This is a genomic window from Mesorhizobium sp. M4B.F.Ca.ET.058.02.1.1 (genome assembly GCF_003952505.1).
In the GTDB taxonomy this organism is placed as follows: Bacteria; Pseudomonadota; Alphaproteobacteria; order Rhizobiales; family Rhizobiaceae; genus Mesorhizobium.
In genome coordinates, this window is sequence record NZ_CP034450.1 from 2,048,917 (window position 1) to 2,069,641 (window position 20,725).

Here is a 20,725-nt window from a genome sequence, read left to right on the forward strand (position 1 = left end):
ACCTCACGGAAGCTCTCGCATGACCCTCGACCTCTCCGGCCGCCTGGCGGTCGTCACCGGCGCCTCGCGCGGCATCGGCTACTTCATGGCCAAGGAATTGGCCGCCGCCGGCGCGCATGTGATCGCGGTGGCCCGCACCGTCGGCGGGCTCGAGGAGCTCGACGACCAGATCAAGGCCGAGCATGACAGGACCGGCAAGGGCGAGGCCACGCTGGTGCCGCTCGACCTTGCCGACATGGCCGGCATCGACCGGCTCGGCGGCGCCATCCACGAGCGCTGGGGCAAACTCGACATACTGGTGGCCAATGCCGCCGTGCTCGGTGTCATCTCGCCGATCGGCCATGTCGAGGCCAAGACCTTCGAAAAGGTGATGACGATCAACGTCACCTCGACCTGGCGGCTGATCCGCTCGGTCGATCCGCTGCTCCGCCTCTCCGATGCCGGCCGCGCCATCATCATGTCCTCCAACGCGGCGCATTCGGCGCGCGCCTTCTGGGCGCCCTACGCAGCTTCCAAGGCGGCGGTCGAGACGATGATGCGCTCCTGGGCGCACGAGACGCAGAGCCTGCCGCTGCGGGTCAACGCCGCCGACCCCGGCGCCACCCGCACCGCCATGCGCGCGCAGGCCGTCCCCGGCGAGGATCCGGAGACGCTGCCGCATCCGTCCGAGATCGCCAGGCGCATCCTGCCGCTGGCAAGTCCGGAGCTGAAGGAAACCGGACTGATCTTCCAGGCCAAGCACGACCGCTTCGTCGCCTACCGGCAACCGGAATAGAGCTTCGGCGCTTATCTGCATGTCGTTTCCCAAACCGCTGCATTTGGGGGACCGGCGTCAGGGATTAAATGCGCCTCCGGCTACGTTCTTCGAATGTAGAACATTCGAAACCGGAGGACCGCCATGCGCAAACTCATTCTCGTTGCCGCCACCGCGACTGCCGCCGCCCTTGCCGTCACGGCGGGCGCCGCCCTTTCGCAAGACGCGAAGATGAGCTTCTTCGTCACCAGTGTCGGTTCCGGCAAGGGCGCCGATCTCGGCGGGCTGAAGGGCGCCGACGCCCATTGCGCCTCTCTGGCCGAAGCCGCCGGCGTCAAGGGCAAGACCTGGCATGCCTATCTGTCGACCGGTGCCGAGGATGCGCGCGACCGCATCGGCAAGGGCCCTGGTTCAACGCCAAGGGTGAGAAGATCGCCGACGATGTCGCCTCGCTGCACGGCGACGCCAACGCCATCTCCAAGCAGACGGCGCTCAACGAGAAGGGCGAGGTGGTCAACGGCCGCGGCGACAAGCCGAACCGGCATGACGTGCTGACCGGCTCGAAGCCCGACGGCACCAAGATCGCCGACCAGACCTGCGGCGACTGGACGATGAGCGGCGCCGACGGCGCAGCCATGATGGGCCACCACGACCGCACCGGGCTCGACGATTCGGCAGCGGCCAAGTCGTGGAATTCCTCGCATGCCTCGCGTGGCGGCTGCAGCCAGGAGGCGCTGCAGGGCACTGGCGGCGACGGCCTGTTCTATTGCTTCGCCGTCGAATGACGCCTGAAGAGCGGGATTGACATCACGCGGCTGTGATGTCGCGCGCAAGCACCGCGCGCCGGGCGAGCTTTCACCGCTCGCCCGGAGTTGCTAGGATCGGCCGACTCTCCCACACCAACACAGTGAGGAATTCCCATGGCTGCTCCCAGCGTAGCATTGGTCTGGTATCTGGTGATCGCCGGCCCGCAGGGCGGCATGGTGGTCCTGCCCAGCACCTTCGACACCCGCGAACAATGCACCAACGCCATCACCGAATACCAGAAGCAGCCGACACCCCAGGGCTGGGCGGTGCAGTGCGTGCCGAGCGCCTCGCCCTTCACCGACGAAGGGGATGCCGAAGAGCCCTCGGCGCAGTAGCTTCAGCGTTTCACGCTGACTGTCAGCTCAGGCTTGGTGCTGATGGTCTGGAACACCACGCAATAGCGTTCGGTGAGCTTGAGCAGCGAATCGATGCGTTCCTGCGGCTCGTCGGTGTCGAGGTCGAAACTGAGCCGGATGGCGCGGAAGCCGACCGGCGCCTCCCTGGCAACGCCCAGCGTGCCGCGAAAATCGAGATCGCCCTCCGCCTGCACCGTGGCAGCGCCGAGCTTGAACTCCAGAGCCGTCGCCACCGCCTTCAGCGTCACGCCGGCGCAGGCCACCAGCGCCTCGAGCAGCATGTCGCCCGAGCAGAGCTCGAGCCCGGTCCCGCCGGTCGCGGGGTGCAGCCCGGCGATGGCCAGCGCCCTGCCCGTCTCCACCTTGCAAGCGATCGACTGGTCGTCGATCGAGCCCCTGGCGCGAAGCGTGATCAGAGCGCTCGAGGCGTCCTCGCGATAGGCTTCCTTCAGAGGCGCCTGCATGGCCTTGAGTGCGGTGGCGTCCATTTGCGCTCCTTTCGATACTTTGGTGGTTGATAGCACATTATTCCGGCTTGGGTTCCTCACCCCCTGAAATGGGGGGAGGTGGCTCGGCGAAGCCGAGACGGAAAGGGGAGCGCCCTACGAAGCCCCCTCTCCGTCCGCTTCGCGGCCACCTCTCCGCCGCCCTTGGCGAGGGCGAGGAACCCAAGTCTTGAGACGCCCCTTTGACTTCGACCCTCTCGACCATACCTATGCGGAAGTCGTTCCCGCGGAGGCATCATGCGGTTCAAGCTGAAACTCGTCCCCCTGCTGGCTCTTGCCGCCTTCGCCCAGCCGGTCCTTGCCGGGACCACCGAGCCGCCGGCGCCAGCGGGCGGCGTGCTGTCGCTCTTGCCGCAGCCGCAGACGACGAACCATTCGATCACCATCGCCGGACGCAAGCTCGACTATCAGGCCAAGGCCGGCACGCTGTCGCTGCTTTCCGGCAGGGGCGATGTCACGGCCGAGATTTTCTACGTCGCCTATACGCTGCCGCCGCCAGCGAATGCGGCGAAGGAACCCCACCGCCCGATCACCTTCGTCTTCAATGGCGGCCCCGGCGCGGCCTCCGCCTATCTGCATCTCGGCGCGCTCGGCCCGCGCATCATCGCCACCGGAGCCGACGGGGAATTCCTGCCCTCGCCGCAAAAACTGATCGACAATCCGGACAGCTGGCTCGACATGAGCGACCTCGTCTTCGTCGATCCAGTCGGCACCGGTTACAGCCGCGAGGCGCCCGGCCAGGACACGCACGATTTCTGGGGCGTCAATCAGGATGCCAGTTCGATCGGCGCCTTCATCCGGCTCTATCTGGCGCAGAACGGCCGCACTGCTTCGCCGCTCTTCCTCGCCGGCGAAAGCTATGGCGGCTTCCGCGCGGCTCTGCTGGCGAGGACGCTGCAGGAAGATGTCGGCATCAGCCCCAGCGGCATCGTGCTGATCTCGCCGGCGCTGGAATTCATGCTGGTGCAGCCAGACGAATTCGAGCCGCTGCACTGGGCGCTGGAACTGCCATCGCTGGCGGCGGTGCGCCTGCGCAGCGAAGGCGTCAGCGGCGATGCGTTGCGGGAAAAGCTCGCCGAGGTCGAACATTATGCCATGGGCGACTACCTGACCGCCTTGGCCGGCGGGCTGGAGCAAGGCGGACGGCTGGCGAGCCAGCGCGTGTCCGACATCACCGGCCTGCCGCTCGACCTCGTCCAGCGGAATTTCGCCCGCATCCCGACATCGCTGTTCGCAAGGGAATTCGCCCGCGCCAAAGGCAAGGTGCTGAGCCCCTATGACGCTACAATCGGCACCGCCGACATCGCGCCCGAGAGCGCCCGCATCGCCGGTCCCGATCCGGTGCTCGACCGCAGCGTGCCGGCGCTCACCTCGGCCTTTGTCGGCTATATCAGCGACGAGCTCAATTTCCACACCGATATCAGCTACCGCCTGCTCAACGGCGACGTCACCCACAATTGGGACTACGGCACCTCGCGGCAAGGTTATGCCGGCGTGATGGACGATCTGCAGCGGGCCCGTTCGCTGAACCCAGCCCTCGGCGTCGTCATCGTCAACGGCTACACCGACCTCGTCACGCCCTATCTCGCCTCACGCTACCTGGTGAACCAGGTCCCACCGCTCGCCGATGCCAGGCCCATCCGCGTCGATGTCGTGGAGGGCGGGCACATGATGTATTTCAGGCCGGACGGCAGGCGCGCGCTGAAGGAGGCGGCGGCGGAGCTCTACCAGGCAACGCAATAGGGTCGTGTCCTGATCGGCGGAGCGAGGCATCATCGCGACAGGCCGGTTTAGCGGCGGAGCGTGCCCTTCGGGGCGGTCGTGAGGTCACGAACTGGTGCCAGCAGCTGGCGGACGGCGCCCGGAGAGGGCTTCGACCGCGTCTTCGATGCCGACAACCTGCCGCTCGACGTCCTCCAGATACAGTCGCCCGGCCGCAATCCGGCCGTCGACGATCTCGAACAGCGTGACCCCGCGCATCTCGAAGGGCTGCCCGTCGCGGCGAGTGCCGGACCAATGCCATTCCGTCCAGGTCGTGTCACCGTCCTGGACCGAGCGCGTGACCGTCGCGTGGAAGTCAGGGATGCCCGCGAACATGGCCTCCCAGTTGGCGCGCATCTGGTCGCGCCCGACAAAGGCTCTGCCCGGATGGGCCGGCTGTACGCTGCGGTAGTTCTCGTGGATGAGTGCGGTGACAGCGTCGAGCTGGTGCGCGTTCATCGCCCTCACCAGTCGATCGATCACATCAGTCATCGGAATTCCCGGACTTATGCAGCGCACGCATTGGCGCACCCTCTCCTTAGTCCGCTGCCCGAGCGAGCCACGCCGATCAATCCGCAAGCCTCAAAATTACCTGATTGGGCTGTGGCCGTCCAGCATTGCAAGGCGCCGGACATGGGCTTGCTCGGCCCCGTCAGGTGGCTTTTGTCCATGCGAGCTGCAGGCCGTCAGCCTGTGCCCCAACGCAAGGCCGGAGCTGGCGTAGCGCCGCGCTGGCCATCGCCCGTATAGGCTGGTCCTGTTGGGCCAGGGGTTGGCTCAGCTCCAAGCAAGCAACGTCCGCAGGCCGGTGCCGCATGGCCGATGTCGCTGGCCGCCATCCTCGGTGCTGGCCGCCATCCTCTTGACGGGCGGCGCCTATTTCCTGTTTTCGGCGCTGGACGCCGCGATCAAGCTGCTGGTCGCCGGCGTCAGCGTCTGGCAGATCATGTTCTTCCGGTCGATCACGATCCTCGCCGCCCGCGCGGCGACCGGCGGGCGGCGGCTGAGCATTTCCGCAAACGGCTTCAGGACAACAACTGACGGAACCATGTCAGCAGGGGAGCGTAGACTGGGGCATGACCGATTCCCTCGACATGACTGACACATTGCCCGATGGCGCGGCCAAGGCCGCCGCCCAACGCACCGTGGGCATCGCTCTAGTGTCGGCCTCCGCCGTCGTATTCGGCCTCACCGGCGTGCTGACAAAATCGATCCATGCCGATCCGCTGACCATCACCTGCTGGCGCGGTTTCGTCGGCTCGATTCTGATCGCGCTCTATGTGCTGTGGCGGCGCAGGCGCTCCGGCGGGCGCGAAAGCCTGCGGCTCGGCTGGCGCGGCTGGCTGCTGGCCATCGAGGGCGCCGCGGCCAGCATCGCCTTCATCGCGGCCTTCAAGTTCACCTATGTCGCCAATGTCGCGGTCATCTACGCGACCTCGCCCTTCATCGCCGCGTTATTCGCCTTCCTGCTGGTGCGCGAAAAGGTCCGGCTGCAGACGATGCTCGCCGCCGCGGTGTCGCTCTGCGGCGTCGGCGTCATGGTGTGGGCGGGCTTCGGCACCGGTCATCTTTTCGGTGATGGGCTGGCGCTGCTGATGACCACCGGCAGCGCACTCTACATGATCATGGTGCGCGCCTTCCGCGACACGCCGGTGGTGTGGGCGGGCGCGGTCTCGGCCTTCCTTCTGTTCGTTTTCGGCTGGTTCGTCACCGATCCGCTGGCGGTTTCTGCACGGGATGCGCTACTGCTTGCCGCCTTCGGCGGATCCTTCGCGCTGGCCTCGATTCTCTGGACGGAGGGTTCGCGGCTGATCCCGGCACCCGAATCCGGCCTGCTCGGCTCCGCCGAAGTGCCGTTCGCGATCCTGTTCGCCTTCCTGTTCCTGGGCGAGATCCCACCGGTAGCCAGTATCATCGGCGGCGCGATCGTGCTTTGCGCGGTGTTCGCCCATGCCGGGCGCGACTGGCTGGCGGCAAGGCGGTCCGCCGCCAACTGAAAAATATTTTGCCGGTCATGGAACCATCATCCGACTGAGGCATTGTTGTTGTGGCGGGTCACCCCCAAGTCCCCCCAAACCCCTCGACCCGCCCTACTTAAAGCCGGCCCATTAGGTCGGCTTTTTCTTTGCGCGACGCTCAGCCCGGGATTGCCGAGGGTGCGAGCCCCTCGCCGAACAGCGCGGCCAGGTCCCGCGCCGGCCGGTCGGCCTCCGGCCGCAGCCGGATGGCGAACTCGGCCGTCGGAACCGGCGGCAAGCCAAGCTCGCGCGGCGCTTCGACAATGCCGGAATGGGCAAAGCGCGCCGTGCGCAGGGTCAGCGCGATGCCGGCATCGACCGCCGTGCGCAGGCCGGCGAGGCTGGCGCTGCCGGCGGCGATGCGATAGCGGCGGCCCGCCGCGTCGAGCGCCGCAAGCGCTGCTTCGCGAAAACCGCAATGCGGATCGAGCAGTGCCAGAGGTAACTCCTCTTCGCGCGCAGCCAGCCCTTTTTGCGAGCAGAGCCAGCGCATCGGCTCGCCGATCACCGCGACCTCGTCCGATGCCGGGGCCTGGCGCATGGTGATCGCGAGATCGAGCTGGCCGGCCTGCAGTGCCTGTGCAAGCTCGGCCGAGCGGCCGACGCGCAATTCGATCCTGACGCGCGGATGGCTGACGGCGAAGGAGCGCAGCAGCTCCGGCAGGCCACGATCGGCAAAATCCTGCGTCGTGCCGATGGCAACGCGGCCGCCGGCACGCGCGCCCTTCAGCGCCAGCCAGGCCTCGGTGTGGACGGCGAGGATGCGTCGGGCATGGCCGACCAGATCCTCGCCGGCGGGCGTCAGGCCGCGCCCGCGGCCTTGGGGAGCAAGCAGCGGCTCGCCGACGATCTCCTCCAGCCGCTGCATCTGCGCCGTCACCGCCGACGGCGAGCGGCCGACGACGGAAGCCGCATTCGCCAGGGAACCGCCATCGACGAAAGCAAGGAAGGTCCTGAGGAGGTCTGGGTCGAGCACTTGCATAATTCGATGATATCGAATCTTTTCTTCGAAACAATTCGATTTTTTTGATTCAATGATCGTGACATGGTTTCTTCCAACGGCGAGGAAGCGCCGCTCACAACGAGGAGAAAGAAAATGCCGATCATCAATGTCAGCGTCACCGGCAAGCCCGACGCCGCTTTGTCCGCCACTATCGCCAAGGAGGTGACCGAGATCACCGCCAAGCAGCTGCGCAAGGACCCGACCATCACCGCGGTCGCCATCAGCTATATCGATCCGCAGCACTGGTTCGCCGGCGGCAAGTCGCTGGCCGAGCATGATTCCAATACTTTCTGGCTCGACATCAAGGTGGTCGACGGCACCAACACCAAGCTCGAGCTCGAAGCCTATCTCCAGGCGATCTTCGCCGCCTTCGGCCGCCTGCTGGGCGGCGTGCATGAGGAGAGCTACGCCTTCGTGCACGAGGTTCCGGCCGCCGCCTATGGCTACGGCGGCAAGACGCAGGAGTTCCGTTTCATCAGCGGCAGGCTGAAGGCGGCGTAGCCCGGCGCCCTCTCCTTCTCCCCTTGTGGGAGAAGGTGGCCGAGCGAAGCTCGGTCGGATGAGGGGTGCTGGACGGATCGCTGCATCGACAAGATAAGCGCCGAAAATCGTTTGATTTTCTAGCGACCGAGTTTCTTCCAGCAGCCCTCATCCGTCTCGGCGCTGCGCGCCGATCCACCTTCTCCCACAAGGGGAGAAGGCCAGAGGGCACTCAGTCCACATTGACGTCGCCCGCGCTTGCGCTACCCTCTGGCTCCGAAGCGGCCGCTCAAGAGCCGCGACGTGGAGGACGTTGGGAGAGCGCGGCAATGATCCTGACCCTGGCGCTGCTTGCAGGCCTCGTCGCGGCGTGGTTGCTGATCGGCATACTCGAAACGATGCGGCTTGGCCTGCGCTTCACGCAGGCGCTGCTCTATGTGCCGTTCAAGCTCGCCTACCGGATCGCCGACGAGCGCATCCGCGTCGCCCGCAATGCCAAGGCGCCGGTCATCTATGTGATCTCGCATCAGTCGCGCTTCGAGCCGGCGCTGATGCTATCGCTGCTGCCGGACGACACGCTGCACATCCTCGACGATGCGTCGGCGCGCTCGCCCTGGCTGGAGCCATGGCGCGAGCTTGGCCGCACCATCGCCTTCAATGCCGAGCATGTCTTCGTCAGTCGCCGGCTGGTCAGGGTGCTGAAGGGCAAGGGCCGGCTTGCCGTCTATCTGCCCGATGCGGTCGAGCCTGACGTCAAATCCTTTCGCCTGTTCCGCGCCATCACCCGCATTGCCATGCAGGCCGACGCCAGCATCGTACCGATCTTCATCGCCGGCGCGCGCGACCTGCCGGTGTCGCTGACCCCGGCGGACCGGGCGCCGCGCCACTGGTTCCCGCGCCTCGCGATAAGCGTGCTGGAGCCTATGACGATCGCCGAGCTGGTGGCGCGCAACCCTGACCAGGCCTCTAACACCAACGCGCTGTTCGACCGCTTCGCGGAAGCCAGGCTCTTCGGCACCAATCTCGACCGCGGCCTGTTCCTCGCCATGCGCGACGCGGCAACCAGAGTCGGCGCCTCGCACCCGATCATCGAGGACGTCATCTCGGGCGCGCTCAGCTATCGCAAGATGTTCATCGGCGCGCGCGTGCTCGGCCGCCGCTTCGAGGCGGTGTCGGCGCCTGGCGAAGCGGTCGGGCTGCTGCTGCCCAACGCCAACGGCGTGGTGCTGTCCTTCGTCGGCCTCATCTCGGCCGGCCGGGTGGCGGCGATGATCAACTACACCGCCGGGTCGGCAAGCGTCACCGCCGCTGTGCGCACCGCCGTCATCCGAACCGTCGTCTCCTCCCGCGCCTTCATCGAGAAGGCCGGGCTCGCCGACATCGCCGAGGCGGTCGAGGCGGGGGGCGCCAAAATGCTCTGGCTGGAGGATGTGCGCCAGAGCGTGACGATGCTGGACAAGCTCGCGGCCGCGCTGCTGTGGCGTTTTCCGCTGCGGCCACAGGATGCGGCAAAGCCAGCGGTGATCCTGTTCACCTCGGGCTCGGAAGGCACGCCCAAGGCGGTGGTGCTGTCGCACAAGAGCCTGCTCGCCAACGCCATGCAGGCGGAGGCGCGCATTACCATCTCGCCCGCCGACACCCTGCTCAACGTGCTGCCGGTGTTCCACTCCTTCGGACTGACCGGCGGCACCATCCTGCCGCTGGTCACCGGCGTGAAACTGTTCCTCTACCCCTCGCCGCTTCACTACAAGATCATCCCCGAGATCGCGCGCAAGGTCGGGCCGACGATCATGTTCGGCACCGACACTTTCCTCGCCAATTATGCGCGCACCGCCAAGGACGGCGACTTCTCCAGCCTGCGCTTCGTCGTCGCCGGCGCCGAGGCGGTCAAGCCGGAGACGCGCCGCGTCTATCGCGAGCGCTTCGACGCATCAATCATCGAGGGTTTTGGGCTGACCGAGGCCGCCCCGGTCGTCGCCGTCAACACCGCCATCCATGGCCGCGACGGCACGGTCGGACGGCTGTTGCCAGCCATCCGCATGAAGCTCGAAGCCGTCGAGGGCATTGACGATGCCGGCCGGCTGTGGCTCGACGGGCCGAACATGATGATGGGCTACATGACCGCCGACCGGCCTGGCGAGTTGCAGCCGCTCAATGGCTGGCACGATACCGGCGACATTGTCTCGGTCGACCGCGACGGCTTCATCACCATTCGCGGCCGCGCCAAGCGCTTCGCCAAGATCGCTGGAGAGATGGTGTCGCTGGGCGCGGTCGAGATGCTGGTGCAGTCGCTGTGGCCGGAAGAACGCCACGCCGCCGTCGCGGTGCCGGACAAAAGACGCGGCGAGCGCATCGTGCTGGTGACCACGGCCGACGATGCCAGTCCGGAGGAACTACGCGCCTTCGGCAAGAAGGCGGGCGCGGCCGAACTGATGGTGCCCAATGACATCATCAAGGTGGAGGAGATCCCGGTGCTGGGTTCGGGCAAGACCGACTACGTCTCGACCCGCAGGCTGGCGATCGACCGACTGGGGCTGAGCGCCGCGGCCTAGCGCCTTAACCGATATCCGAAGGCGGCACCTTCTCGCCTTCGCGCATGGCGCGTTTCGAATAGGCGCGCACGGAAAGCGGCAGGAAGACCAGATAGCCGGCGACCGAAGCGGTCAGCGTGTACCAGGGGTAGGTCATCAAAAGCAGGACGTAGAGCACCACGGCGAGGATCACCGGCAACACCTTGTCGCCCGGCACCTTGATGCTTTTGCCCGAATAGACCGGCAGCCGGCTGACCAGCAGGAAGGCGACGAGCACGGTGAAGCCGGTGGCGACAAAGGCGGCGAGACGGGTCGGCTCAAGTCCCAGCCGCAGGAAATAGAGATAGAGCGGCAGCATCACCAGCACCGCGCCCGCCGGCGCCGGCACGCCGACGAAATATTCGCTTTGCCACAGCGGCCGGTCGGCCTTCTCGTCGTCAAGCACATTGAAGCGGGCGAGCCGCAAGCCGCAGGCGATGGTGAACAGCAGCGCCGCGATCCAGCCGAACGAGCCGGCGCGGTCGAGCAGGAAGGCATAGAGCACCAGCGCCGGCGCGACGCCGAAATTGACGATATCGGCCAGCGAATCCATCTGCGCGCCGAATTTCGATGTCGCCTTCAGCATGCGCGCCAGGCGGCCGTCTATGCCGTCGAGGAAGGCGGCGAGCAGCACCATCACCACCGCCGGCTCGAAGCGGCCCTGGAAGCCGAAGCGGATGCCGGAGAGGCCGGCGCAGATGGCAAGCACAGTGACGAGATTGGGCAGCACCATGCGCATCGGGATCTCGCGGATGCGCGGGCCGCCGCTGGCGTGCGCCTCGAATTTCTTGAAGGGCGCGCCCACGGCTCAGGAAATCCTGACCAGCGGCGTCGCCGCCGCGCCGCCGAATTCGGCAAGTACGGTCTCGCCGCCGACCGCCGTCTGGCCGACGGCGACGCGCGGCACGGCATTCAGCGGCAGGAAGACATCGACACGCGAGCCGAAGCGGATCAGCCCGAAACGCTCGCCGATCGCGATCGAGCCGCCGGCTTCGGCCCAGCAGACAATGCGCCGCGCCACCAGGCCGGCGATCTGCACGGCGGCGACGGTGCCGTTGGGGCTGTCGATGACCAGCCCGTTGCGCTCGTTCTCCGAGCTTGCCTTGTCGAGCTCGGCGTTGAGGAATTTTCCGGGCCGATGCTCGATCTTCGTGATGCGGCCGCGCACCGGAGCGCGGTTCACATGGCAGGAAAAGACGTTCATGAACACGGAAATGCGGGTCATCTCGCCAGAGCCGAGGCCAAGCTCGCGCGGCGGCACGGCCGGCCCGACCGCCGAGATGATGCCATCGGCCGGGCTCACCACCAGCCGGTCGTCGACCGGCGTGACGCGCTCGGGATCACGGAAGAAATAGACGCACCAGGCGGTCAGGATCAGCCCGATCCAAAACAGGATCGAGGAGAAATAGCCGAGGAAGAGCGTGCCTGCGCCAAAAGCGGCGATGAACGGATAGCCCTCGCGATGGATCGGAACGAGCGTATTCTTGATCGTGTCGACGATGCTCATCGGGCTGGGACGGTCCCTGTTTCAGGTCCGGCCTCAATAGCGGAAAGCCCCCCTGCCCGCAACGCAACATTGGGAGAGGTTGGGTGCGACGCCGGCACGGCGCGCAGCCATATTTTTTGCCTATGCTGTCGGAACTCGACCTTTCCGCTCGTCCTTGGCTAGACAACTCGACCAGGGAGCCCGCCAAATGCCATCGCCGAAATCGTCTGCAATTGACGCCAAGGTCATCACTGAGGGCCTCGCCTTCGGCGAGTCGCCGCGCTGGCATGAGGGGCGGCTGTGGGTCTGCAATTGGGGAACCGGCGAGATCATTGCCATCGATGCCGAAGGCAACAGCGAAATCATGCTCAAAATACCGGCCACCCTGCCCTATTCGATCGACTGGCTGCCGGATGGACGATTGCTTGTCATATCCGGCCGGGAAGGCTTGTTGCTGCGGCAGGAAACGGATGGAACGCTCGTCACCCATGCCGATTTCAGGCCGCTGTCGAACAGCCCGTGGAACGAGATCGTGGTCGACGGGCGCGGCAACGTCTACGTCAATGGCGGCGGGCCGGCGCCGGCGGCGGGCCAGCATTTCGGACCGGGCACCATCGTCCTGGTGACGCAGGACGGGGAGGTGCGACAGGTGGCCGAGAACATCGCCTTCGCCAACGGCATGGCCGTGACGCTGGACAACCGGACACTGATCGTCGCCGAATCCCACGCCAACCGACTGACCGCTTTCGATATCGCGGCCGATGGCAACCTTACCAACCGCCGTGTCTGGGCAGATCTCGGCAACGATTATCCCGATGGCATATGCATCGATGCCGAAGGCTGCATCTGGTACGCCGACGTGCCCAACCGGCATTGCGTCAGGGTGCGCGACGGCGGCATAAAGCTCGACAGGGTCGAAGCCGATCGCGGCTGCTTTGCCTGCATGCTCGGCGGGCCTGACGGCAGGACACTCTACATCACGGCTGCCGAATGGCGTGGCTTCGAGCACATGATCAGCGACGCCCGCACCGGCCAGGTGCTGAGCGTCGCCGCACCCGCGCCAGGCGCGGGCTGGCCCTCCTACAGTTCGGGCAGACGCTGATAGTTGGCGATATCCGCCCGGACACCCAGCCGGGCGATCGTCTCCTGCGGATTGAAGGCGATGCGCTCGTGCGCGACCTTGACGATCGGCACTACTTTGTCGACCGCTGCCTGGCTTTCCCATTCGACGATGGTGACGAGGTTGAACTCGCCCGGCCCGGAGAACTGCTCGAGCAGGAAATCCTGCACGAAGCCCTCCTGCCGGCGCAGCAGTTCATGGGTCATCCGGACCTTGCCGATGATCTCCTCGCGGGCTTCAACCGGGACGACGAACTTATCGACCCGGAACACGCTGCCATTGCCTTGATTTTTATTGCTCATTTCGATCTGTCTCCGTTTGGGAAAAGCTCATTTCTCAGGGGCTCGGAGACGGTTTGCAAGCTCAAGATAGGTTGAGGTCAAGGGGAAATTTTGCGCCGACTTCCCCTTCTCCTCCTGTGGGAGAAGGTGGATCGGCGCGCAGCGCCGAGACGGATGAGGGGTGCTGGAAGCACCCCTCATCCGTGGCCTTCGGCGACACCTTCTCCCACAAGGGGAGAAGGAAGAGGCGCTAACTGACCTCCGACGTCCTTCTCCGTACGATGACACCCAGCTCGTCGCTCTCGCGGGCGACGCGCAGCCTCTCCTCGGCCTCGGTCGCCTCGCGCTGGCGGTCCCACATCGAGGCGTAGAGGCCATCCTTGCGCAGGAGCGCGGCATGAGTGCCGCGTTCGGCGATCTGGCCGTCCTTGAGCACGATGATCTCGTCGGCCGAGATCACCGTCGACAGGCGGTGGGCAATGACGATGGTGGTGCGGCCCTTGCTGACCAGGTCGAGGGCTGCCTGGATCTCCTGCTCGGTCTGGGTGTCCAGCGCCGAGGTCGCCTCGTCGAGCATCAGGATCGGCGGGGCCTTCAAAATGGTGCGGGCGATCGCCACGCGCTGCTTCTCGCCGCCGGAGAGCTTCAGCCCGCGCTCGCCGACCATCGAGCGGTAGCCCTCGGGCAGTTTCTGAATGAAGGGGCCGATCTGGGCGAGCTCGGCTGCCTTGCGCACCTCCTCCTCGCTGGCCCCGACGCGGCCATAGCGGATGTTGTAGGCGATGGTGTCGTTGAACAGCACGGTGTCCTGCGGCACCATGCCGAGCACCGCGCGCAGGCTCTCCTGGGTGACGTCCCTGATGTCCTGGCCGTCGATCAGCACCTGTCCGGACTGGACGTCGTAGAAACGAAACAGCAGCCTGGAGACGGTCGACTTGCCGGCCCCGGATGGGCCGACGATGGCGACCGTCTTACCCGCCGGCACCTCGAAGGAGACGCCCTTCAGGATCTTGCGGTTCGGATCGTAGGAGAAATGCACGTCGCGGAATTCGACCTTGCCTGCGCCGACCACCAAAGGCCTGGCGTCCGGCCTGTCGACGATTTCCTGCCGCACGTCGAGCAGGTCGAACATGTGCTCGATGTCGGTCAGCCCCTGGCGGATCTCGCGATAGATGAAGCCGATGAAGTTGAGCGGCACGGAAAGCTGCATCAGCATGGCGTTGATGAAGACGAAGTCGCCGACACTCTGCGTGCCGGCCTGCACTTCCAGCGCCGACATGCACATGACGATGACGGTGCCGAGGCCGAAGATGACGCCCTGGCCGAAGTTCAGCCAGCCGAGCGAGGTCCAGGTGCGGGTGGCGGCGGTCTCATAGCGCGCCATCGAGCGATCGAAGCGCTCGGCCTCCATGGCCTCATTGGTGAAATACTTGACTGTCTCGAAGTTGAGCAGCGAGTCGATCGCCTTGGTGTTGGCGTCAGTGTCGCTGTCGTTCATGTCGCGACGGATCGAGATCCGCCAGTCGCTCGCCTTGACCGTGAACCAGACATAGATCCAGACGGTGACAGCGACAACGGCCACGTATTTCCAGCCGTAGGTGAAGGCGAAGATGCCGGCGGTGAGCGCGAATTCGAGGATGGTCGGCGCCGTGTTCAGCATGATGAAGCGCACGATCGTCTCGATGCCTTTGGTGCCACGCTCGATGATGCGCGACAGGCCGCCGGTGCGGCGCTCGAGATGGAAGCGCAGCGACAGCTGGTGCATGTGGACGAAGGTGCGGAAGGCGAGTTGGCGCACCGCATATTGCCCGACACGGGCAAACAGCGCGTCGCGCAGCTGGTTGAAGCCGAGCTGCACGAGGCGGAGCACATTGTAGGCGACGACCAGCATTACCGGCGCAAGCAGGAAGGACGGCAGCGGCGGCGGCGTCTTCGCGGCGCCAGCCAACGCGTCGGTCGCCCATTTGAAGAAATAGGGGCCGGCCACCAGCGTCACCTTGGCGACAACCAGGAGCAGCGTCGCCCAGGTGACGCGCGCCCTCAGGTCGGCCCGGTCGGTCGGCCACATATAGGGCCACAGATTGCGGAGTGTCGCGAGGGTCGAGGAATCGGAGACGGTTTTTCCGGCCATTCTTTTTGCCTTCTTGTTCTAGCCGACGGAGCAGCAGGATTTGACCAGCGCCGAGAGCGACGCCGAGACATCGGCGAGCGCCGCGTGGTCGACCTCGTAGCGCGAGCGCTGGCGGTCGGGCTCGAAACGGACCAGCCCGGCCTCGACCAGTATCTTCAGATGTTGCGAGACGGTGGACTGGGCGAGGTCGAGATGGTCGACCACCTCGCGGCAGCAGCAGGAACGGCTGGCGGCGAGATGCCTGAGGATCTCGATGCGTGCCGGATGCGAAAGTGCCGCGAACCGCGCCGCGACGGCGCGGCTGTCCGGGGCGCAACCGGGCGGAGCGCCCACCAGGGTGGGTTCAGTCAGGGATTCGGTCATCGTTCATCGGCGATAGACGATGAACGATGCGAGGGCAAGCTAAGCTGGTGGGTAGTATAACGCCTGCGCACTGCAATGGAGGCAATTTCCGGAGTTGGCGCGACAGCGCTCCCTCTGCCCTGCCGGGCATCTCCCCACAAGGGGGAGATTGGCCAATCGCCGAATTCCTACTGCGTCTTCGTCGGCGCCGTCGTCATCTGGTCGCCCATCGCCTTCATGTCGGCGTCCTCGCCTTCCTTCGACTTTTGCGGGACCTTGAACACCTGGCCCGGCCAAATGCGGTCAGGGTTGCTGATCTGGTCCTGGTTGGCGAGATAGATGGTGGAATAGCGCACGCCGTGGCCATAGACGCGGCGCGAGATCCGCCACAGTGTATCGTTGCGCCGGATGATGACGGCGTTATCGGCATGTTCGAGCTTGGGCGCCACCGTCTCGGGGGCGTCGGGCGTCGCGGCAGCCACCTTGGCCGGGGCTTCGGCGCCAGGAGCAGCAGCAGGCGCTTCGGCCGTCGTTGCAGGCGCAGCGGGTTCGGCTGCCGGGGCAGCAGGCGCTTCGCCCGCTGTCGCGGGCGCGGCTGGTTTGGCTTCGGCGGGCTTTGCCTCCGCCGGCTTGACCTCGGCCGGCGCCACGGCGGCGACCGACTCACCCGGCTCGCGCTCGAAGGGCACGGCGGCGCGGGCCACCACCTTCACCCCGTCGGCATCGAGCGCATCGACATGGATGGTGTAGCTGCCGACCGGAATGTCGCGCGCCGCTTCGACCAGGAAATGGCCGTCAGGCGAGGTCTGGGCGTCGCCGAGCAGTATGTCGTTGGCATAGGCACGCACCTTGCGGCCGGGATCGGCCGTGCCGGCGACGAAGATCTTGTTGCCGTCGATCTCGACCGCCTCGACGACGATCTTGGGCTCGCCCGCCGGTGCCGCCGGCGGCGTTGCCGGCGCAGCGGGCGCTGGTGCTGGCGCGGCTTCAACCGCGGCCGGCGCGGCCGGAGCCGTAGCGGCGGGCGCTTCGGCCGCCGGAGCGGCCGCCTGGTCGCCAGTGGCGGGTGCCGCGGGCTTCGTCTCCGGTGCCGGGACGGTAAGCAGTTCGGACGGCTTGCCCGGTTCCTCGACCATGGCAAGCACCTGGCCGGCTGGGCTCTGCGGGATCGAGACGACGGCGGTCTGCACCGAGGCGGTCACCACATCGCCGGTCGTCGAGCGCAGCGTGATGGTGTAGTCGCCGGGCTTCAGCGGATCGTCAAGGACGACGGCGAAGGCGCCGTCCGGACCGGCAACGGTCGAGCCGAGCACGGTCGTGCCGTTCAGGATCTCGACCTTGGAATTGGGCGCCGCATTGCCGGCAACGACTATCGAGCCATTGCTTTCGACGCGCACGACATCGAATGTCGGCGCGACAGGCCCGGCTGCGGCGGGTGTCGTGGCAGGCGCGGCGGGGGCTTCCGCCGGGGCTGCGGGAGCGGATGGCGCCGCGGGTGCCATCGCGTCGGTGGCTGGCGCCGGCGCGGCTGGCAGCCGCCCCTCGGTGCCCTGATCGGCCGCTTTGGTTTCCGCCGGTTTGGTCTCGCCCGGCGCCAGCGCCGCGATCTCGGCCGGCGGCGTGCGATTGAGATAGGGATCGAGCGCGCCCGACACATAGGCAGTTCCCACCGCAGCGATGGCGCCGCCCGCGGTAAACAACAACGCCTTCAATGGATTAATTGCCATTTTTGACTGCCCCTTAGCCACCTAACGCCGGTCTAGCGTGTTTTAGCGAGTCCCACAAGAAAAAGGGCCGGCCAAGAAAAAGCCTGTCCCGGGCTTGACCATGTCTGCCGTCCCTATCACCAATCATCGGCATGAACACGATTCGATCCGTCTGCGTCTATTGCGGTTCGTCTCCAGGCCGCGATGAAACCTACGTCAAGGCCGGCCACCTGCTCGGCCGCTCGCTCGCAAAGTCGGGCCTGAGGCTGATCTACGGCGGCGGCACCAAGGGCATAATGGGCGCCGTCGCCGAGGGCGCGCTCAAGGCCGGCGGCAAGGTGACGGGCATCATTCCCCGCTTCCTCATCAACAGGGAAGCAACCGAGACCGCGCTCGACCGGCTCGACGAGCTCGTGATCACCGACAATATGCACGAGCGCAAGCACAGGATGTTCGAAAAATCCGACGCCTTTGTGGCGCTTCCGGGCGGTATCGGCACGGTCGAAGAGATCGTCGAGATCATGACCTGGGGCCAGCTCGGCCATCATCGCAAGCCGATCGTCTTTGCCAACATCAAGGGGTTCTGGGATCCGATGCTGGCGCTGCTCGACCATATGGGCGGTGAGGGCTTCATCCACACCGCGCACCGGGTGAAACCGCTGGTGGTCGCGGACCCCGAAGCGATTGTCGCCGCCATCATGGTGGCCGGCTCGTCCGTCGACGCGCCGACGGAAGGCGTGCAGTCGGTGATAGACAAGATGTAAGGCAGTAGGGAATAGGCAGTTGGCAATAGGGAAAGACAGCCCCTACTGCCTACTGCCTACGTAAGCGCTGCCTCAAACCGGCAGCGCTTAAGAGCCGCCGCCACCGAAAATGCGACGAAAAAGGCCGCCTCGCCCCACGCCGCCATAGCGCTGGGGAAGAGGGCGTGCGAGCAGGAACTGCTCATGGCCCTCGACAGTCTCGGTGCCGCAATAGCTACACTGCAAAGACCGGGCCAGGGGAACGATCTCCCTTAGCACGGCCAGGAACCCTTCTCCATCGATCGGCACGCTCTTCATCATCCGGAGTTCGCGGGAGAATGTCTCCAGTCCTAGAAAGCGATAGCCGCGCTTCTCCAATTCGGCGCGCAGCCTGGCGAGAGAGGGCTCGGCGCCCCAGAACTCGAAGCGCGTCGGCCGGATGCGGGCATCCGGGGCGATTTTCAGACCGAGGTCGCCAATCGCCTCGGCAGGAAGAATGAGCGGCGCCACGGCGGCAAGTGAATGTTCCTCAAGGTTGAGTGGGAAGGCCAAGGCCTCGGCGGCTGTGCGGGCTACCTCCTCGAAACCGGCGATGTCCTCCGTCGTGAAGTAGAAATCGCGGCGCCCCTCGCCATGCTGTTCAGCGATATAGCAGGCTGGGCAGCCTGCGGCCGCCAGATCCTCGCAGAGCCTTTCGAGGAAGGCGTAGTTCCGACTCGATCCCTTGGGCGTCAAGAGAGCGTCGCGCGGCATCAATTCGTTTGCGCGCGGGGTGAGCTTCAGGAGCAGGATCGGAAGCGACGCTGCAGCACGCAGAAGCGCCATGTTCACCCGCGTGTGAATGAAAAGCTCGCCGCCATCGGGGCGGTAGCGCACCAGGCCACGATGCGGTTCCGCCTCGCGGATGACCTCCTCCGTTTTTTCGTCCGATACCTGTTCGCCGGTGATATCGAATTGAAGCAAAGTCATCGCCTAGCCCTCGCCTCCCGGATCACGTCGCGGTAGGGGCCATCTTGCCAGTTCGCAGCGCCTCAGCCCAGACCTCACGGCCGGGCGTTCTGCATCGCATTTGCGGGACCTTCGGCCGCTATTTCCTCGCCGCCAGCGGCCCGACCGCACGACAGGACGAAGCCGAGTGGCCAGGTGATGAAGATGCCGAGAAGCGGACCGTGGTTGGCTTCGGGCGTGAAGATGACGAGGCCGACGAAGCCGCCAAGAAAGCCGATGATGCCCAGTATCGCGCCCCATTTGAGCATCGGTTCCCCCATCGCCTGCCGATCTACTGCAGCTGATTCCCGTCTCGGAACCAAGCCCTCGAATTGGCGTTGCCTCAGAGAACAGCAACTCAGGAGATCGTCATGCTGCGAGGCGCACTGCACTGGCTCATCGGGATTCCGCTGCCTATCATTCTCATTCTTTGGCTGCTCGGCTATCTGCACTGACGGCCACGCGGGCACGGATGGTGACTCGCCAATCGTGGCAAGCGGCGGTTGCGTGCGCGGCGTGCAACGTCACGGAACCGTCACATGAAACCGGGGCAGCCCGTGCTAGAAACATCGCCGGCCGCAGTTACGCGGCGCTGAAGTCGAAGACCCGGCGAAGCCTCCATGAATATTGCCCTCGCTTCGGAAGAGAACGCCCTGTCGCCCTATCTGCCCGATGAGCAAGGGCTGTTCTTCCTCTATCATTTCACCGCCGACGGCCTGCGCACGAAGGACGCGGCACAAGCGCACTGGACCTGGCGCAGCTACCAGATCTCCGACATGCGCGCGCGCCAGGCGATCGCCAACGAGCAGGCTTTGCCCGCCCCCGTGCGCGAGGCCTTCCTCATCGCCAGCCATGGCTGCCATATCGACCTTGAGGACGACTGGCTCTATGGCGACCTGCCGGACCTGCGCCATGACTATTCGGCCGAAGCGCGTGGGCTCGGCCATTTCCGCTTCGCGCTCAACGACAGGATGCTCATCGGCGCCCGCAAGCAGCCGCTGCAGTCGGTCGACGCGATCCGCAAGGCGGTCGAGAACGGGACGCGGAAATTCCGCTCGCCGGCGGAACTGATCGAGGCCGTCATGGGCCAGTCGCTGGACGGCATGGCGGCCGAGCTCGGCGGCCTATCCGAGACGCTCGACGGCATCGAGGACCGGATCGTGTGCGACGCATGGCACAGCGAGCGGCAAGCGCTGGTCGACGCGCGCCGGCAGCTCGTGGTGATCCACCGGCAGATGGCGACGCTGACCAGCCTGTTTCGGCATCTCGACCATTCGCACCGCAACGACCTGCCCGATCCGGTCAACGACATGGCGGCGCGGCTCTCGCACCGGGCGCACACGCTCTATCACGACGGCGAGCAGTTGCAGGCGCGCACGCGGCTGCTGCAGGACGAGTTGATGGCCAAGCTGACGATGCAGTCCAATCAGCTGCTCTATATCCTGTCCGTTATGACGGCGGTGCTCTTGCCGATGACCATCATCTCGGGCCTGTTCGGAATGAATGTCGGCGGCTTGCCGCTGCTGGACTCGCCGATCGGATTTTGGGTGGTGACGGCGGTGTCGCTGCTCGTCGCTTGCGCCGTCTATCTGTTCGTCAGGCGGCTTGGGCGCGTGTAGGACCGGATCCTTCCGGCCGAGGAGACCATACTCCGGGATTTTGGGTTGTGGTACA

The 20,725-nt window shown here is 65.8% G+C and carries 21 protein-coding genes and 1 pseudogene; 11 read left to right on the plus strand and 11 right to left on the minus strand.

The window, feature by feature from the left end; all coding sequences use genetic code 11:
* Positions 1-19: 19 nt before the first annotated feature.
* From EJ073_RS10500 to EJ073_RS10510, 3 genes and pseudogenes are all read left to right on the plus strand, one after another.
* A complete protein-coding gene (locus EJ073_RS10500) occupies positions 20-775 on the plus strand; it encodes an SDR family NAD(P)-dependent oxidoreductase (RefSeq protein WP_126055663.1) in 756 nt (251 codons plus the stop codon).
* Between the two features lie 123 nt (positions 776-898).
* Positions 899-1,539: pseudogene (locus EJ073_RS10505) on the plus strand (hypothetical protein).
* A gap of 135 nt (positions 1,540-1,674) precedes the next feature.
* Positions 1,675-1,896: a hypothetical protein gene (locus EJ073_RS10510; RefSeq protein ID WP_126055664.1), complete on the plus strand. Its 222-nt coding sequence runs from the start codon at positions 1,675-1,677 to the stop codon at positions 1,894-1,896.
* Between the two features lie 2 nt (positions 1,897-1,898).
* Here the strand turns inward: EJ073_RS10510 and EJ073_RS10515 are convergent, their stop codons facing one another.
* The gene (locus EJ073_RS10515) at positions 1,899-2,405 is read right to left on the minus strand and encodes an OsmC family protein (RefSeq protein WP_126055665.1); all 507 of its coding nucleotides are present in this window, start codon (positions 2,403-2,405) and stop codon (positions 1,899-1,901) included.
* A gap of 255 nt (positions 2,406-2,660) precedes the next feature.
* On the opposite strand from EJ073_RS10515, the gene EJ073_RS10520 reads away from it, so the two are divergent.
* Positions 2,661-4,166: a peptidase S10 gene (locus tag EJ073_RS10520; protein ID WP_126055666.1), complete on the plus strand. Its 1,506-nt coding sequence runs from the start codon at positions 2,661-2,663 to the stop codon at positions 4,164-4,166.
* Positions 4,167-4,250: 84 nt separating this feature from the next.
* Here EJ073_RS10520 and EJ073_RS10525 read toward each other — a convergent pair whose 3' ends face one another.
* Positions 4,251-4,676, minus strand: coding sequence for a nuclear transport factor 2 family protein (locus tag EJ073_RS10525; RefSeq protein ID WP_126055667.1), 426 nt, complete (start codon positions 4,674-4,676; stop codon positions 4,251-4,253).
* Positions 4,677-5,028: 352 nt separating this feature from the next.
* Between EJ073_RS10525 and EJ073_RS32075 the strand changes: the two genes are divergently transcribed.
* Positions 5,029-5,286 carry a hypothetical protein gene (locus tag EJ073_RS32075; protein WP_245455533.1) on the plus strand — a complete coding sequence of 86 codons (258 nt, stop codon included), beginning with the start codon at positions 5,029-5,031 and terminating at the stop codon, positions 5,284-5,286.
* The gene (locus EJ073_RS10535) at positions 5,261-6,181 is read left to right on the plus strand and encodes a DMT family transporter (protein ID WP_245455534.1); all 921 of its coding nucleotides are present in this window, start codon (positions 5,261-5,263) and stop codon (positions 6,179-6,181) included. Before EJ073_RS32075 ends, EJ073_RS10535 begins: the two co-directional genes overlap by 26 nt.
* 139 nt (positions 6,182-6,320) lie before the next feature.
* Here the strand turns inward: EJ073_RS10535 and EJ073_RS10540 are convergent, their stop codons facing one another.
* Positions 6,321-7,184 (minus strand): LysR substrate-binding domain-containing protein, encoded by an 864-nt coding sequence (locus tag EJ073_RS10540; RefSeq protein ID WP_126055668.1) that lies wholly within the window; start codon positions 7,182-7,184, stop codon positions 6,321-6,323.
* A 114-nt stretch (positions 7,185-7,298) separates the two neighbouring features.
* Between EJ073_RS10540 and EJ073_RS10545 the strand changes: the two genes are divergently transcribed.
* The gene (locus tag EJ073_RS10545) at positions 7,299-7,706 is read left to right on the plus strand and encodes a 4-oxalocrotonate tautomerase family protein (RefSeq protein WP_126055669.1); all 408 of its coding nucleotides are present in this window, start codon (positions 7,299-7,301) and stop codon (positions 7,704-7,706) included.
* Positions 7,707-8,014: 308 nt separating this feature from the next.
* Positions 8,015-10,237, plus strand: a complete 2,223-nt coding sequence (locus tag EJ073_RS10550) for an AMP-binding protein (protein ID WP_126055670.1) — start codon at positions 8,015-8,017, stop codon at positions 10,235-10,237.
* A 4-nt stretch (positions 10,238-10,241) separates the two neighbouring features.
* Here EJ073_RS10550 and EJ073_RS10555 read toward each other — a convergent pair whose 3' ends face one another.
* Complete coding sequence (locus EJ073_RS10555) at positions 10,242-11,060, minus strand: phosphatidylcholine/phosphatidylserine synthase (protein ID WP_126055671.1); 819 nt, start codon at positions 11,058-11,060, stop codon at positions 10,242-10,244.
* Positions 11,061-11,063: 3 nt separating this feature from the next.
* Complete coding sequence (locus EJ073_RS10560) at positions 11,064-11,762, minus strand: phosphatidylserine decarboxylase (protein WP_126055672.1); 699 nt, start codon at positions 11,760-11,762, stop codon at positions 11,064-11,066.
* Positions 11,763-11,949: 187 nt separating this feature from the next.
* Here EJ073_RS10560 and EJ073_RS10565 point away from each other — a divergent pair, with 187 nt between their 5' ends.
* Positions 11,950-12,843 carry an SMP-30/gluconolactonase/LRE family protein gene (locus EJ073_RS10565; protein ID WP_126055673.1) on the plus strand — a complete coding sequence of 298 codons (894 nt, stop codon included), beginning with the start codon at positions 11,950-11,952 and terminating at the stop codon, positions 12,841-12,843.
* On the opposite strand, the gene EJ073_RS10570 is transcribed toward EJ073_RS10565, so the two are convergent.
* The 4 genes from EJ073_RS10570 to EJ073_RS10585 form a co-directional block, all read right to left on the minus strand.
* Positions 12,822-13,163 carry an antibiotic biosynthesis monooxygenase gene (locus EJ073_RS10570; protein WP_126055674.1) on the minus strand — a complete coding sequence of 114 codons (342 nt, stop codon included), beginning with the start codon at positions 13,161-13,163 and terminating at the stop codon, positions 12,822-12,824. The genes EJ073_RS10565 and EJ073_RS10570 overlap by 22 nt on opposite strands.
* 229 nt (positions 13,164-13,392) lie before the next feature.
* The gene (locus tag EJ073_RS10575; protein WP_126055675.1) at positions 13,393-15,273 is read right to left on the minus strand and encodes an ABC transporter ATP-binding protein/permease; all 1,881 of its coding nucleotides are present in this window, start codon (positions 15,271-15,273) and stop codon (positions 13,393-13,395) included.
* An 18-nt stretch (positions 15,274-15,291) separates the two neighbouring features.
* Entirely contained in the window at positions 15,292-15,636 is a 345-nt protein-coding gene (locus EJ073_RS10580; protein WP_126055676.1) for a metalloregulator ArsR/SmtB family transcription factor, read from the minus strand.
* A gap of 167 nt (positions 15,637-15,803) precedes the next feature.
* Positions 15,804-17,342, minus strand: coding sequence for a LysM peptidoglycan-binding domain-containing protein (locus EJ073_RS10585; RefSeq protein WP_126055677.1), 1,539 nt, complete (start codon positions 17,340-17,342; stop codon positions 15,804-15,806).
* Between the two features lie 131 nt (positions 17,343-17,473).
* Here EJ073_RS10585 and EJ073_RS10590 point away from each other — a divergent pair, with 131 nt between their 5' ends.
* Positions 17,474-18,085 (plus strand): TIGR00730 family Rossman fold protein, encoded by a 612-nt coding sequence (locus EJ073_RS10590; RefSeq protein WP_126055678.1) that lies wholly within the window; start codon positions 17,474-17,476, stop codon positions 18,083-18,085.
* A gap of 87 nt (positions 18,086-18,172) precedes the next feature.
* Here the strand turns inward: EJ073_RS10590 and EJ073_RS10595 are convergent, their stop codons facing one another.
* Positions 18,173-19,033: a hypothetical protein gene (locus tag EJ073_RS10595; RefSeq protein ID WP_126055679.1), complete on the minus strand. Its 861-nt coding sequence runs from the start codon at positions 19,031-19,033 to the stop codon at positions 18,173-18,175.
* Positions 19,034-19,107: 74 nt separating this feature from the next.
* The gene (locus EJ073_RS10600) at positions 19,108-19,320 is read right to left on the minus strand and encodes a hypothetical protein (RefSeq protein ID WP_126055680.1); all 213 of its coding nucleotides are present in this window, start codon (positions 19,318-19,320) and stop codon (positions 19,108-19,110) included.
* 351 nt (positions 19,321-19,671) lie between these two features.
* Between EJ073_RS10600 and EJ073_RS10605 the strand changes: the two genes are divergently transcribed.
* On the plus strand, positions 19,672-20,670 hold the full coding sequence (locus tag EJ073_RS10605) for a transporter (protein ID WP_126055681.1): 999 nt from the start codon (positions 19,672-19,674) through the stop codon (positions 20,668-20,670).
* Positions 20,671-20,725 lie beyond the last annotated feature (55 nt).

Coding starts and splice junctions, on each gene's coding strand:
- EJ073_RS10570 (WP_126055674.1), bottom strand. CDS start 13,163: ATGAGCAATAAAAATCAAGGCAATGGCAGCGTGTTCCGGGTCGATAAG.
- EJ073_RS10515 (WP_126055665.1), bottom strand. CDS start 2,405: ATGGACGCCACCGCACTCAAGGCCATGCAGGCGCCTCTGAAGGAAGCC.
- EJ073_RS10590 (WP_126055678.1), top strand. CDS start 17,474: ATGAACACGATTCGATCCGTCTGCGTCTATTGCGGTTCGTCTCCAGGC.
- EJ073_RS10535 (WP_245455534.1), top strand. CDS start 5,261: ATGACCGATTCCCTCGACATGACTGACACATTGCCCGATGGCGCGGCC.
- EJ073_RS10550 (WP_126055670.1), top strand. CDS start 8,015: ATGATCCTGACCCTGGCGCTGCTTGCAGGCCTCGTCGCGGCGTGGTTG.
- EJ073_RS10560 (WP_126055672.1), bottom strand. CDS start 11,762: ATGAGCATCGTCGACACGATCAAGAATACGCTCGTTCCGATCCATCGC.
- EJ073_RS10575 (WP_126055675.1), bottom strand. CDS start 15,273: ATGGCCGGAAAAACCGTCTCCGATTCCTCGACCCTCGCGACACTCCGC.
- EJ073_RS10585 (WP_126055677.1), bottom strand. CDS start 17,342: ATGGCAATTAATCCATTGAAGGCGTTGTTGTTTACCGCGGGCGGCGCC.
- EJ073_RS10540 (WP_126055668.1), bottom strand. CDS start 7,184: ATGCAAGTGCTCGACCCAGACCTCCTCAGGACCTTCCTTGCTTTCGTC.
- EJ073_RS10595 (WP_126055679.1), bottom strand. CDS start 19,033: ATGACTTTGCTTCAATTCGATATCACCGGCGAACAGGTATCGGACGAA.
- EJ073_RS10510 (WP_126055664.1), top strand. CDS start 1,675: ATGGCTGCTCCCAGCGTAGCATTGGTCTGGTATCTGGTGATCGCCGGC.
- EJ073_RS10520 (WP_126055666.1), top strand. CDS start 2,661: ATGCGGTTCAAGCTGAAACTCGTCCCCCTGCTGGCTCTTGCCGCCTTC.
- EJ073_RS10600 (WP_126055680.1), bottom strand. CDS start 19,320: ATGCTCAAATGGGGCGCGATACTGGGCATCATCGGCTTTCTTGGCGGC.
- EJ073_RS10580 (WP_126055676.1), bottom strand. CDS start 15,636: ATGACCGAATCCCTGACTGAACCCACCCTGGTGGGCGCTCCGCCCGGT.
- EJ073_RS10500 (WP_126055663.1), top strand. CDS start 20: ATGACCCTCGACCTCTCCGGCCGCCTGGCGGTCGTCACCGGCGCCTCG.
- EJ073_RS10545 (WP_126055669.1), top strand. CDS start 7,299: ATGCCGATCATCAATGTCAGCGTCACCGGCAAGCCCGACGCCGCTTTG.
- EJ073_RS10605 (WP_126055681.1), top strand. CDS start 19,672: ATGAATATTGCCCTCGCTTCGGAAGAGAACGCCCTGTCGCCCTATCTG.
- EJ073_RS10565 (WP_126055673.1), top strand. CDS start 11,950: ATGCCATCGCCGAAATCGTCTGCAATTGACGCCAAGGTCATCACTGAG.
- EJ073_RS10525 (WP_126055667.1), bottom strand. CDS start 4,676: ATGACTGATGTGATCGATCGACTGGTGAGGGCGATGAACGCGCACCAG.